This window comes from Nitrospiraceae bacterium, from assembly GCA_035623075.1.
In the GTDB taxonomy this organism is placed as follows: Bacteria; Nitrospirota; Nitrospiria; order Nitrospirales; family Nitrospiraceae; genus DASPUC01.
The window spans coordinates 1-13,459 of sequence record DASPUC010000003.1; the positions used below are offsets into that span (position 1 = coordinate 1).

12 protein-coding genes and 1 pseudogene are annotated in these 13,459 nt (G+C 54.1%); 11 read left to right on the plus strand and 2 right to left on the minus strand.

The window, feature by feature from the left end; translation table 11 throughout:
- The 5 genes and pseudogenes from VEI50_00130 to VEI50_00150 all read left to right on the plus strand — a co-directional run bounded on the left by VEI50_00130 (window position 1) and on the right by VEI50_00150 (window position 5,397).
- Window positions 1-198, plus strand: a pseudogene (locus tag VEI50_00130) (transposase).
- Between the two features lie 60 nt (window positions 199-258).
- A complete protein-coding gene (locus VEI50_00135; GenBank protein ID HXX73518.1) occupies window positions 259-537 on the plus strand; it encodes a hypothetical protein in 279 nt (92 codons plus the stop codon).
- 1,233 nt (window positions 538-1,770) lie between these two features.
- Window positions 1,771-3,780: a carbon starvation CstA family protein gene (locus tag VEI50_00140; GenBank protein HXX73519.1), complete on the plus strand. Its 2,010-nt coding sequence runs from the start codon at window positions 1,771-1,773 to the stop codon at window positions 3,778-3,780.
- 77 nt (window positions 3,781-3,857) lie between these two features.
- Window positions 3,858-4,355: a YajQ family cyclic di-GMP-binding protein gene (locus tag VEI50_00145; protein ID HXX73520.1), complete on the plus strand. Its 498-nt coding sequence runs from the start codon at window positions 3,858-3,860 to the stop codon at window positions 4,353-4,355.
- 25 nt (window positions 4,356-4,380) lie between these two features.
- A complete protein-coding gene (locus VEI50_00150; protein ID HXX73521.1) occupies window positions 4,381-5,397 on the plus strand; it encodes a hypothetical protein in 1,017 nt (338 codons plus the stop codon).
- Window positions 5,398-5,428: 31 nt separating this feature from the next.
- Here VEI50_00150 and VEI50_00155 read toward each other — a convergent pair whose 3' ends face one another.
- Entirely contained in the window at window positions 5,429-6,481 is a 1,053-nt protein-coding gene (locus VEI50_00155; GenBank protein HXX73522.1) for a hypothetical protein, read from the minus strand.
- 124 nt (window positions 6,482-6,605) lie between these two features.
- Between VEI50_00155 and asnS the strand changes: the two genes are divergently transcribed.
- The 3 genes from asnS (at window position 6,606) to VEI50_00170 (ending at window position 8,910) form a co-directional block, all read left to right on the plus strand.
- A complete protein-coding gene (gene asnS / locus VEI50_00160) occupies window positions 6,606-7,898 on the plus strand; it encodes an asparagine--tRNA ligase (GenBank protein HXX73523.1) in 1,293 nt (430 codons plus the stop codon).
- A 417-nt stretch (window positions 7,899-8,315) separates the two neighbouring features.
- Window positions 8,316-8,483 (plus strand): hypothetical protein, encoded by a 168-nt coding sequence (locus VEI50_00165; GenBank protein ID HXX73524.1) that lies wholly within the window; start codon window positions 8,316-8,318, stop codon window positions 8,481-8,483.
- Window positions 8,484-8,595: 112 nt separating this feature from the next.
- Window positions 8,596-8,910 carry a hypothetical protein gene (locus VEI50_00170; protein HXX73525.1) on the plus strand — a complete coding sequence of 105 codons (315 nt, stop codon included), beginning with the start codon at window positions 8,596-8,598 and terminating at the stop codon, window positions 8,908-8,910.
- 519 nt (window positions 8,911-9,429) lie between these two features.
- Here the strand turns inward: VEI50_00170 and VEI50_00175 are convergent.
- A complete protein-coding gene (locus tag VEI50_00175; GenBank protein ID HXX73526.1) occupies window positions 9,430-10,317 on the minus strand; it encodes an IS1595 family transposase in 888 nt (295 codons plus the stop codon).
- A 150-nt stretch (window positions 10,318-10,467) separates the two neighbouring features.
- Here VEI50_00175 and rsmH point away from each other — a divergent pair, with 150 nt between their 5' ends.
- Genes rsmH through VEI50_00190 form a run of 3 tightly spaced genes read left to right on the plus strand, consistent with a single transcriptional unit; the run spans window position 10,468 to window position 13,459 of the window.
- Complete coding sequence (rsmH, locus tag VEI50_00180) at window positions 10,468-11,412, plus strand: 16S rRNA (cytosine(1402)-N(4))-methyltransferase RsmH (GenBank protein HXX73527.1); 945 nt, start codon at window positions 10,468-10,470, stop codon at window positions 11,410-11,412.
- Window positions 11,409-11,744 carry a cell division protein FtsL gene (locus VEI50_00185; protein HXX73528.1) on the plus strand — a complete coding sequence of 112 codons (336 nt, stop codon included), beginning with the start codon at window positions 11,409-11,411 and terminating at the stop codon, window positions 11,742-11,744. The genes rsmH and VEI50_00185 overlap by 4 nt, the downstream gene beginning before the upstream one ends.
- A gap of 2 nt (window positions 11,745-11,746) precedes the next feature.
- Window positions 11,747-13,459 (plus strand): penicillin-binding protein 2, encoded by a 1,713-nt coding sequence (locus tag VEI50_00190; protein ID HXX73529.1) that lies wholly within the window; start codon window positions 11,747-11,749, stop codon window positions 13,457-13,459.

The following is a 13,459-nucleotide window of genomic DNA, read 5'->3' on the forward strand; positions in this document are numbered from 1 at the left end:
GGCTCATGTCTGCCGTGCGCTCAGCATCACCGAACAAACTACGGGATGAACTGTTGGATCGGGAACTGTTTGATACACTCTGGGAGGTGAAGGTGCTCGTGGAGCGCTGGCGGCAGACCTACAACCGGATTCGGCCCCACAAGCGCCCTGGGCTATCGTCCGCCGGTACCGGAAGCCATCGCGCCACGGTGCGCGTGAGTCACATTGCAAGTGGTACAACTACAGGGGGCAGGTCAGTTAAAACGAGTGGCGACTCACATGAAAGATCAGAAAAGAGCAGCCGCGATTCAGGATTCGATTCGACAAATTCTTTATCACGAGTGGGACTCGATCAGAGTTTCTGGTGCAGCACCAGAATACGAGTATGATAGCTACATCGCTCCAGTTTACCGGGTCCTAGTTGGTAGTCGTTCCGGGCAGGAGCTTATCGAGCTTCTTCTTCACATCGAACGCGACACTATTGGTGTGTCGGGTGGGTCTATGACATCGTTGCAACCAATTGCGCGAAAACTCTTAGAGCTTGATGTCAGTCTCTGACCTGAGAGATCGTGTCCAGCGCTCTTTGCTAGTGGGGCGAGCTAAAACACCAGTGCAACAGTCGGGTTACGCCATACTGAAACACCCAAGCCTACTACTTGATCAGTACTCGTGTTCCCAATTCGCACAAGACAATGCAGAGAGCATCAGAAACTTAAGAAATGCTCTGCCTTTCGTTAATCCCTCTCAGTATCGAGGCATATCCCGGGAACCAGTGCAGCCTTTTCCTTCCGGAGGCACATTTATTCATGAGCGATCTGAACCGAATAAAGAGGCTCAACTCGCTTTTCGAGAGATCATCGGGCCCAGAGGCACCATCCAGAATTGGCGCGAGAGATTCGATGAAGACCTGTTACCTACCCTCGAAATGGCGACAAGGATCTCTGCTCTTCTAGCCACGCCACAGCAATATGAGGTGGTTTATCTTTCGAACGAAACCATTTCTACTGATAATAGTTTGCTTGGGTTCGACATTGGTTATTGGGGAGATGATCACTTCTCGGTGATCACTTCTCATTGGTATGCGATTGTGCGGTGATGCCTCGGTGGCATCCGCCTGATCCCAAGGACTTTCAGGAAGTGGCAGGCCAGCTTCGGTCTCTGAATCAGCACGTCTTGTTCGATAGCCAAGAGCATGCAACGCAGTTCTTGCAATACTACAAGTCCAGACCCTGGGCTGAATCAGAGGACGAGCCTGGGGAGTTTTGCATTATTCGTCTCAGCCTACCTGCTCGCTAAAATCAATAGCTGATTGTGCTCATTTCGTGCTCAACTCCGCCTCACCCCAACTCATTCCGGCCTACTCCAGCCAAAGATCCAATTTTTCGAAAACCTTGGTCTCAGTGGGCCCGAGGGAGTTCCAGTAGACCTGAGCAGAGTCGTGATCGCGCTTTCCTAAACCGCGGGTCTTAGGCTGATCTCAGCGTATAATAATCCTGGGGCCGTCCAAGAAAGAATACAATTATTCCTTCCACGCTCACTCGTTTTCGCCTCTCAGAAGGGACACGCTGATCTGGTTCCCACTGCGCAAAGGCACCGAGCCCAAACATATAAATGCTCCCTCCAAGCTTACTGAACGTCCACCCAAAACGGTGCCCGTGATTGGTTCCACTACGCACATGGAGCGAGTACCGCCCTTGATCTAAAAATGTGATCATTCTTGCATGCGTGCCCCGTGAGCATAGAACGAAGACGGGTGCTGTTGTACTTCCCCTTTATGGTAGGATGCCGCGCATGAACGCGGCCTTTAGCCTGCTCTGGGTGCTGCTTGCGATGATTGGCGCCGTCGCGCTCGCATTTGTGACGGGTCTCGTTCATCCCGACGAAAAAGTGAATGGGCTCTGGATGGTCGTTGCAGCAGCCTGCATCTATGTGCTGGCCTATCGCTTCTATGGTCGCTGGTTGGGCAAGCAAGTTGTCGAGTTAAATAACCAGCGTGTGACTCCGGCGGTGCGCTTGAATGACGGCGTGAATTTCCACCCCACCAATAAAGTTGTTCTCTTCGGCCATCACTTCGCGGCGATCGCCGGTGCGGGGCCATTACTTGGGCCTGTGCTTGCGGCGCAATTCGGATTTTTGCCGGGATTTCTCTGGCTCGTTATCGGCGCGGTGCTTGCTGGGGCGGTACAGGACTTCGTTATCCTCGTCGCATCGATGCGTCGGAACGGGCGCTCGTTGCCGGAGATCGCGCGTGATGAGTTGGGTGTGATCACCGGCACGGCGACGGCGGTGGCGGTGCTTTTTATTGTGGTGGTGGCGCTGGCTGGGCTCGGCTTCGCGGTGGTGAATGCGCTCTATTACAACGCCTGGGGCACCTTCACCATTGCGATGACGATTCCCATCGGTTTCCTCATGGGCTTCTATCTCCAGAAGTTTCGGCCTGGCGCTGTGGCCGAAGTCTCGATGCTCGGGGTCGTGCTGCTGATTGCGGCTGTGCTGTATGGTCGTGTCGTCGCTCAGTCATCTTATGCCTGGTTTTTTGAGTTCGACCGTCCGATATTGGTGTGGCTCCTCGCCGGCTACGGATTCCTCGCCTCGGTACTGCCTGGTTGGATGCTGCTCGTGCCGCGGGGTTATCTCTCGACTTTTATGAAACTCGGCGTGGTGTTTCTGCTCGGCTTTGGTGTGATCCTTATGGCGCCGACGATCGAGATGCCACGGGTGACGACGTTCGCCAGCGGCGGCGGGCCGATTATTCCTGGTACCCTCTTCCCCTTCCTCTTTATTACGATTGCCTGCGGAGCCGTCTCGGGCTTCCATGCGCTGGTGTCCTCCGGTACGACACCGAAGATGATCGAGCAGGAATCACAAGCCACGGTCGGGTATGGAGCAATGCTTTTGGAAAGCTTTGTTGGCGTGATGGCGCTGATCGCGGCGTCGGTCCTGATCCCCGGCGATTATCTGGCGATCAATACGACGCTCTCGACGGATGCACTGATGGCGATAGGCTTTCCAGTCTTGCGGATTCAGGAACTATCGCAACTGGTCGAGGTCGATGTAGCAGGTCGACCTGGCGGAGCGGTGTCGCTTGCAGTCGGCATGGCCTCGATCTTTGCCGCACTGCCCGGCATGTCGGGGCTGATGGCCTACTGGTATCAATTCGCGCTCGTGTTCGAGGCGCTGTTCATCCTCACGACGATCGATACCGGGACGCGCGTGGCGCGGTATCTGATCCAGGAAATGGGGGGACGAGTCTATGCTCCTTTGAAACAGATCAATTGGTGGCCCGGTGTGTTGGCGAGCAGTGGGCTGGTGGTGGGGGCGTGGGGTTATTTGATCAGCACTGGTAGCATCTCGACGATCTGGCCGATGTTCGGCGCGGCGAATCAGCTGCTGGGAACGCTGGCGCTCTGCATCGGGACCACGGTGCTGATTAAGATGTGGAAGTCGCCGTATCTCTGGGTGACCGCAGTGCCGATGGTCTTCGTGGGCTTGATTACACTGACCGGCTGTTATGAAATGTTTGGCATGTTTCTGGCCAAGGCGGCGACGCTGGCGGCGAGCCAATCTCTTCCGCTCTATCTTGACGCAGTGTTGGTCGCAGTGGTGGCGGTTCTCGGATTGATCGTGCTCGGTGACAGTGCGCAACAGTGGTATGGCTATATGATTTTGAAGCGTCCGTTTACGAGCAGCGAAGTGGTAGTGATGGCGGGTGGCGGCTCACCCGGGCGAATGCAGTCAGCGATTACCAATAATCATGAAGAGACGAGTTTCCGCCTGCCGCACTGTGGCGGTTGCTGCTGACGTGTTTATGAGAGAAGTTCCTCTTCCCTTTCTTTCCTCAACTGGGAGAGGCGTGGGTGAACGGGTAGGAGGCGAACATGGCTGATCAATTTTCATTCGACGTGGTTTCGCAAGTGGACATGCAGGAGATGAAGAACGTCGTGGATCAGGCGACGAAAGAGATCAAGCAGCGCTTCGATTTCAAAGACTCCAAGACGGAGATCATGCTCAAAGAGAAGGAGAAGGAATTGGTTGTTGTCTCGGACGATGAGTACAAACTCAATGCAGTGAACGAGATCATCAAAACCAAATGCGTGAAACGGCATGTGTCGCTCAAGGCGCTGACCTACGGCTCGGTCGAAGATGCCTTGGCCGGCACCGTGCGACAAGTGATTAAGATTCAGAGCGGCATCGCTTCGGAGAAAGCGAAGGAGATTTCAAAAACCGTCAGGGATTCCAAGCTTAAAGTCCAGACGCAGATCCAGGGCGAGCAGCTGCGTGTCCAGAGCAAGAGCAAGGATGAGCTGCAAGCGACGATAGCGTTTTTGAAGGGCAAAGACTTCGGCATCGATCTCCAATTTGTGAATTTCAGGTAATGTGAGCCGTCGGTCTCTTTGGGAAATGAAAACGCTCCTGCTTCTCCCGCTTCTGGTTTCTGCATTTCTCGCCGGTTGCAACCGCAGCGATCCCATCGTCGTCATTCAGCTCCATCCGAAGAATCCCGACATCATCTACGTTGCAACCAACGACTACATCTATAAGACGCGCGACGGAGGTCAGATCTGGGCTAATCTGTCGAAAGGGATGAGTCACTCCCGCGTGATCTCGATGGCGGTCGATCCGGCTTATCCCGCCACGGTGTATGCTGGTACGAAGGGCGATGCGGTCTATAAGAGTTACGACGGCGGCCAGCGGTGGGTGTCGCAGCGTGCGGGATTGGATGATGCAACGATTTCGTCCGTGGTCAATCAGTTTGTCTTCGATCCAGCCGATACTACTCACCTGTACGCCGCGACAACGATGGGTGTCTTTGAAACGAGAAATGCCGGCGAGAGTTGGACAAAACGGATGGATGGCATGAAGGAAGTGTTGATGGTGGTGACACTGGGAATGGACCCGACGGTGAGGTCCGTATTGTACGCCGGGACCAGCGGGGGGGTGTATAAGTCGACCGATGGTGCGGGCCATTGGGAGAAGGTCAACAATGGGCTGGTGCCGCCGGAAATCATTAAATCGTCGCGGGCGCTAGGTGTAACCGCGATTCAAGTCGATCCCTCTGCGCCGGACACGGTGTATGCGGCCGCACTCGACGGACTTTACAAAACAACGGACGGCGCAAAATCCTGGGTACGAATCGCGCAGTCGCTGCAAGACCAGATGATGATCGGGATGCTATTGGACCGGTCGCGCGCCGGTGTAATTTATTTGGTCGGTCGGAGCGGTGTGCATCGAAGCGAGGACGGAGGCGCGACATGGGCAGCAATGAACAATGGATTTGCGACGCTGAATGTGCGATCAATCGCGCAAAGCGAGACCGATCCTTCATTGTTCTATGCCGGCACAAACGGTAGCGGATTGTATCGGAGTCGGAATCGGGGGGAGACGTGGGAGTCGGTTCCGACAGTGCTTCCGAACTAAACGTGATATTGTACGCGAGGAGAGTCGTGCGTTACGGTTGAGGCGCGGTTCCGCGATCCTGAAGAGTCGAGCCTACCGAGGAAGATCCGAGCGATGACCCCACGGTAGAATCCTGAAGGCTCGAACCTACACTGGACGAGCCAAAACTTGATCCCACGCTTGAATCGGGCAAAGTGGATCCGACTGTGGACCGTTGCAGCGACGATCCGACTGCGGAAGACGATTCGCTGTTGAGGTTTGATTCTCCGATGGACGCTCCTGCGCGACCGGTGGCGCCGATGCTAAATCCGGTTGGTCCCGATGCGCCGATCTCCTGGCTGTTTTTCGAAGATGCGCCAGCGTCTTGGCCCACTACACCTTGGCCTCCGATGGCGGTCCCGGTCGTCGGGGTTTTCCCGATGTTCGGCCCAGCTGCCGGAGCGATGCCGATGTCGGCGCCGGTCTTGGGGCCGGTGGACAACTGGGGCTCGCGGATTCCTCTGTTGATGGTGTCTTCGGTGTCCTGAATGGTGCGCCTGTCTCGTCCCGCGTCTTCGAAGTCGAGGCTGTCTTGTCGTTCCCTCAACGTGTCAATACGTTCGAGTCTGGCGTGAAGCGTCTCGAGATCTGCGCGGGCCTTTGCCACGGAGCCGATCATTTCGCGCAGCATGATGCCTCGCGATGCCATCGAATGATTCGAGAGATTCGCCTGCGCAAATTCCAGCAACTCGGAGACTTCGTTGCCCAATGTTTCAACCCGCTGCAATTCGGCAGGGTCGGTCTTGCAGCACTCGAGGAAGCGCCGGTATTTTTGTAAAAAGTCGGAGACTTCGATTTGAAGATTTTCAATTTTCATTTCTCGCGGCGCCGATTTCGGCAAAGTGGAGTCGTCTTGCTGTTGCTCCACAGGTTCTTTTTTCTCGACCCATGGTACGCAGCCAGGTCTGGGTTTGGATGAATACTGTTTGTCAGCTTTTTCGTTAGGGCACCAATAGAGCGGGGACGCGGCCATCGCTGGTTTGGCGCCTACCCCGTCAAATATGGCAGACATACCCACAATGGTGAGGGTGGCCAGAAGCAGGGTTGGTCTGTAAGGGTTGTCCATATGCTTATTTCAACCCGAAGATAGAATATTGTCAATGAAACATGCGAACTGCGCGTCCATACAGGGGGGGATGGGTTTAATAATCGAGCTGGTTGAGCGGTGAATTCGCTGAGGAGTCCAGGTTATGTCGATCATTTCCATTGAGGATGCAGGGCAACACGTTGGGGAAACTGTCACAATCCGAGGCTGGCTGCGAAGCCGCCGGGATAGTGGGAAACTCCATTTTCTGACCGTCCGAGACGGCACCGGAGATATCCAGGCGGTTGTGAGTAAGAAAACTGTAGGGGATGAGCAATTCGCCGTCTCAGCAAGTTTGACACAGGAATCATCGTTCATCATCACGGGTCAACTGCATACGGACCCGCGCGCGCCCGGCGGGTACGAGATGGATGTTGCGCAATTGCAGGCGGTACAGATTGCTGAGCCGTTTCCGATTCAACCGAAGGAGCACGGGGTCGGTTTTCTCATGGAGCATCGCCATCTCTGGCTTCGGTCCGCTCGCCAACATGCCATTCTGCGTATCAGGCATGAGATTATTCGGGCCTCGCGCGATTTTTTTGACGACCGCGGATTCGTCCTCATAGATGCACCGATCTTCACGCCGAATGCTTGTGAGGGCACGACCACGTTGTTTCAGACTCCGTATTTCGATGAGACGGCGTATCTTACGCAGAGCGGCCAGCTTTATAGTGAAGCAACCGCTGCGGCGTTCGGCAAAGTGTATTGTTTCGGACCGACGTTTAGAGCGGAGAAATCCAAGACCCGTCGCCATCTCATGGAATTCTGGATGGTGGAGCCGGAAGTCGCGTTTGCCGAGCTCGCCGATATGATGGATCTTGCCGAGCAATTTCTTTCTGCGATTGTGCAGAGGGTGCTTGAAACGAAACGCAATGAGCTCAGTGCCCTGGAGCGAGACATCGCGAGGCTCGAACGTGTCGTCGCGCCGTTCCCCCGCATCACGTATGAAGACGCTATTACGATTCTGCAGAAGAAAGGCAATCCCACCAAGCTAGGAGATGATTTCGGAGGAGACGAAGAAACTATTCTTTCGAGCGAGTTTGATCGTCCTGTGATTGTGCATCGTTATCCGACCACGTTGAAGGCGTTTTACATGCAGCCTGATCCTGTGCGCCCCGATTTGGCCTTGTGCATGGATGTGTTGGCGCCGGAAGGCTATGGTGAAATCATCGGTGGTGGACAACGCATTCACGATCACGACTTGCTTCGCGCGCGTCTGCGCGAACAACATTTACCGGAAGAAGCGTTCCGGTGGTATTTGGATTTGCGCCGCCTCGGCTCCGTTCCTCATGCGGGATTCGGCATGGGAATCGAGCGAGCTGTGGCGTGGATTTGTGGACTTGAACACGTCCGTGAAACGATTCCGTTCCCTAGAATGCTCTATAAGTTGTATCCCTAGTGTCAAACGGACCCTCCTGGATGGTTTGCCAGTCTCCTCTGCATTCCTGCCTTGCGACTCTGAAAAGCCCATCAAGTTTGCTAGAGGGGAAAATCGATGATTGTATAGCTGACAAACCCAAATAGGAGGCGCCACTTTCACCCACCAAACCTATCTGTAAAAAAAACGCTCCAAAGCCCTGTTTTCGGTCTGTGGATAGGCGAGCCAGAATTCGTGGGAAATGGCGTCGTTTACAGGCTTAGAGTTATCCACAGCTTTTCCTCTCTTTCCACAGAGAACCCACAATATTTAGTGTTGACAATTAATTTCAATAGCTATATGTAGCTACTCGCTGGATTAAAAAAGAAAGCCGCCTGATCGTGTTGACCAGACGGCTTTCTCAAAATCCACGCCCCGCGCCAACGGGGTTTATTGCAGATGGATCCCACCACTATTCGTGGCGGCGACGTGCTGTTTATAGAGAATGTGGAAAATTATGTCAAGGGGAAAATACAGAACAACGGCAGCGCCGGATTCGTCCTTGCCCGGAAGACCAGCGCCGCCATTACCGAGGAGGTGGCACAAATGTCAGTCCACCGCCCCTAAGAAGGGCCATGGGGGCGGGGAAACCCGCCCCTTACGCTTTGCAGCCTAGCATGCATATCGCCGTATCAGCAACAGACGGCAAACAATCAAGCCATGAACAAAGGAGTACCTTATGGCAGATACAATCAACTGGCAAGGCGCATCGGGTAAGACCTATACATATTGGATCTACCCGATTAGCGTTTCCTTCAATGCGACACCTGGAAGCTATTGCGTTGCTAAAGAAGTAGAGCCTGGCCGTTTTCGCCCTCTCTACTTCGGTGAAACCGCCGATCTGAGTGAGCGGTTCGATAATCATCATAAGTGGAGCTGTTTCACTCGGAACGGTGCAACGCACATTCATGCCCATACAAATTCAGATCAGAAAGTGCGCCTCGAAGAGGAATCTGATCTGATCAAGAAGTGGAATCCCACCTGTAATGGCTAACAGCCTGCGAGGCGGCCAATCATTTTGGCCGCCTCAACAGGGATATGAGTTATGGGTCGCCAGTGTCCGATATGCGTTTGCGCTAGTACAACATAGCATCCATCATCCATCACAATCCCTATCTGGACCTCATTCCCGTCATCGACTAGCCATTCAGGATGCCATAATTCAGACGTTGGCCTCTCGGCGTCGGCATAATTTTCAGTGAACCGATTTTGGGTGATTGCCATTACAGTCTCCTTCTGTTAGAGTGTGGGAGACTGTGGCCATCATTCTGATCAATGATAGCCCAGGGGAAAGTTTCTTCCAGATGTAGACAATGAACTATGGCCCGGACTCTACGGCAATAGAGTCTGGGCCTTAATGTCTGGAGAGTCTAACCAAATCTATGGCGAAAAGCAAAAATCTCTCACTGCATCCCCTCTCACTTGAGCAAGCGCTCAAAGTTATGGTTTCCGTAAAATCGCCGAAACGATCCGCTTCCAAGAAGCCATCGAAGAAGTCTTCGCGCCGGCACGCCTAGCTAGCTGACCTATACTGTAACCGCTTCCCTTCAGTGGCTCTAAACGCAAGTAAGGTTCTTGTGGCATCATCTTCTCTCCGAGCGTTATACCGAAAATCAAATTCGGCTAAGTACCGATGCAGATGATGCTTCGACACATGGTGATACGTTCCAGTCAGACCACGCTTGAGGAGGCTGAAATAACCTTCAATCGTGTTTGTTGTCACTTCTCCGCGCACATAATGACCGCGAGAATGGTTGATGGTGTCATGACTGATAAATTCTTTCTTGAGTCCGCGATAGCCTTTAAATTCATCCGTCATCATGCGTGTCTCAGGCGAAACGTTTTCACAGATGATTGCGCGAAGATTTTTACTTGTCACTGTTGGTAGGGCGAAGGATCGGACACGGCCTTGCCGCTCGACTAGCGCGAAGACGGCTTTCTTTTTCGATGGTCCTCTCCCGCGCTTCTCTTTCCCTCCAATGTAGGTTTCATCTGCTTCCACAATCCCACCAAGCTTGCCGCTGAATGGCGAATGGGCCATTGCATACCGAATACGATGCTCCATGAACCATGCACTCTTATAGGTGATTCCCAACATACGATGAAGCTGATGGGCACTGATTCCTTTCTTCGAGGAACAAACTAGCTGCATCGCTTGAATCCACTTAGTGAGCGGAATATGCGAGTCTTCAAAGATTGTTCCGACAGTCGCAGAGAATTGCTTACGACACTTTCCGCATTTCAAAACAACTCGTTTGGATGTTTTAACATTCAGTGTGTACACTCTTTCGGATTTACAATGCACGCATTTCGGACCATGCGGCCAACGCAGCTTGGCCAGATATTCATAGGCCTTTTTTTCGTCCGTCAGATGGTCGCCAGCCAGTAGATTTTGACTCATGTTCCACCCCCTGTTGTATGCCTGAAAACAGAGTACAAAATCCTTCTGGGTTTGTCAAGTATATAATCATGGGAAAATCTCATAAGCCCATGAATTTGCTATTGACAAGTCTTAAAGTGAGTGTATACTGCGCCCGGTGAGTGGGAGAAAGTGGGCGAGAGTGAATTTCATAGTGCTGATGGGGCTCTGCATCATTTTCCTGTTATGCAGCAGGAGATCCTCTCCTGGCTTCTTAAAGAGAACACTCGAATCTATCTGGATTGCACGGTGGGATACAGTGGGCACGCTGAAACAATTCTTGGGGCAAGTCATTCGGACTCAGTCCTCATCGGCCTTGATCGTGATTCCAGTGCCATCGCGGCGAGTAAGAAACGGCTGAGAAAATTCGGCGAACGCGCCATTCTCCGCCACGGCCACTTCATGGATCTGAAACACCACGTTGCGGAATGCGGCTTCTCACAGGTCGATGGGATTCTGTTTGATCTTGGTGTGTCGTCGCCTCAGATCGACGAACCCGCGCGCGGATTCAGTTTTCAATGGGACGGTCCGCTCGATATGCGCATGGATCAGTCACATGGACTGACGGCTGCCGATCTGGTCAACCAGCGGCCTGAGTCTGAATTGGCGGACATCATTTTTCAATTCGGCGAAGAACGATTCGCTCGTCGGATCGCACGTGCGATTGTCCGTGCTCGAACAGTTCGACCGCTTACAACGACGAAGGAATTGGCATCGGTGATCGAAGGAGCCGTCCCGGCGCACTATCGCCATGGTCGTATCCATTGCGCTACGCGAACGTTTCAAGCACTTCGGATTGCCGTTAATCAAGAGCTGGAATGTCTCGAATCGTCACTGCGCGACGCAGTGGAGATCTTGGCTCCAGGCGGTCGCCTGTGTGTCATTTCGTTCCATTCACTCGAGGACCGAATTGTGAAGCAAACGTTCCGTTCCCTGTCCCTGGGCATCAATGCGCCGATCACAATCCTCACGAAGAAGCCGCAGCTCCCACGGGAGGATGAGATTCGTGAGCATCCTCGGTCACGCAGTGCCAAGTTGCGTGTCGTTCAACGCCGAGAGAGGGGGGGCCATTCATGAAAATGTTGACGATCCTTGCCGGCTTGATTCTGGTCTTTGTGTTTGTCTGGGAACGAGTTGATACCGTTCGCGTCGGTTATCAAATAGAACGATCGAAGGCTCAGAAGCTTTTGTTGGAGCGGGAACGTGATCAACTCCAAGTGCGGTTTTCCTCACTCACGGCACCTGAGCGAATCGCGAAGATGGCGATGGAACGTCTGGGTATGGTCCAGCCTCAACAGGGACAAGTGGTGACGGTGCGTGTCAGGCCAGAGGGAGTACCGGTGCCTCCTCCTGTACCGAATGAGGTCCGAGTCGCAAAGAACGATTCGCCGAAGAGGTTAAGCGAGTAATTATGGGCCCTTCTCGCCCGAGGCGTTATCTAGTGCTGATCCTGCTGCTTTGTGGATTCGGCCTCATTCTGTTTCGTTTGGTGACGTTGCAAGTGTTGCAGGCGGCGGAACTGACGGCGAAAGCCGACCGACAACACCAAAAGAGTGTGACGTTCGAGGGTGCGAGAGGTGCCATCACGGACCGGCATGGCAAAGTTTTGGCTATGAACATGGAAGTGCCGTCGATCTTTGGCGTGCCCACGGCTCTTGAGAATCCGTTGCGCGTTGCTCGCCATCTTGCCCCCGTCCTCCACATCCGAAGCGACGAGATCGAGAAGAAACTGCGTCAGGATCGAAGTTTCGTCTGGGTGGCGCGCAAGGTCTTGCCGGAACAGGGGCGCCAGTTAGAGCAAATGTCTCTGGAAGGGATCGGCGTAGTGATGGAAGGGCGGCGGTTCTACCCCAAGGGGCCCTTCCTCTCTCATGTGCTTGGATTTGCTGGGATAGACGGCGAGGGACTCGAAGGACTAGAGCGGCGCTATGAGCCGCACCTCCACGGCGAGAAGCGGATCACAATCCTTCAACGTGACGCCTTGGGTCGAACCGTCTTCCCGAAGGGTTTGGCGGAGCAACCCCCCGCTCCTGGCCATGCCCTCACACTGACCATCGACGAAGTGGTTCAATATATAGCGGAGAAGGAATTGGAAGAGGCGGTCAACCATGCTCATGCCAAGGCTGGCACCATTATTGTACTTGATCCCCAGTCGGGAGCGATTCTGGCGATGGCCGTCAGTCCGCGGTTCGACCCGAACGCGGTTGCTGCGTTGACGCCCGACCGTTGGCGCAATCGAGCTCTGACGGATACGTATGAGCCGGGATCGACGATGAAAGTAGTTGTCGCGGCAGCCGCGCTGGAAGAGCACCTCATGACTCCAGGGACGATGGTTTTCGGTGAAAACGGTCGGATGTTGGTTGCGAATACCACGATTCACGACCATGAAAAACTGGGTTGGATGACGTTTGCGCAGATGATTCAGAAGTCGAGCAACATCGGTGCGGCAAAAACCGGCATGATCCTGGGAGAACACCGCCTCTACCGTTACCTCCAGGGGTTCGGATTCGGTCAGAAGACGGACATCGATCTGCCAGGCGAGGTCAGCGGACTATTGAAGGCTCCCAAAGAATGGGGGCGGCGCTCACTCGCCTCGATTTCAATGGGGCAGGAGATCGGCGTCACGCCCATTCAAATGCTAACCGCGGCGGCTACTCTCGCCAACGGCGGCGTCATGATGAAGCCGTATCTGGTTTCCGAGGTGCGCGATCAAAAAGGCCATTTACTGAAAGAATTTCTGCCCCAAGTGAAACGGCGGGTTGTCTCTCCTGAAACGGCGCGGACGATGACCACCATTCTGGAAGGAGTCGTGACGAACGGGACTGGCGCGAAGGCGGCCATTCCTGGATATCGAGTCGCGGGGAAAACCGGCACGGCCCAAAAGATCGATTCGAGGTCGGGAACCTATTCAGCCACGCAATTTGTCGGGTCGTTTGTCGGCTATGTCCCGGCGGACGCGCCACGATTGGCGATGATCATCGTGATCGACGAACCGCAGGGAGAAGCTTGGGGCGGCACAATCGCTGCACCGGTCTTTCGACGGGTCGGCGAGCAAGTGCTGAATTATCTGGGCGTGTCCCCGAACGACCAGGTCAAGGTCGCCATGGCGGAGCAGGGGCGGTAG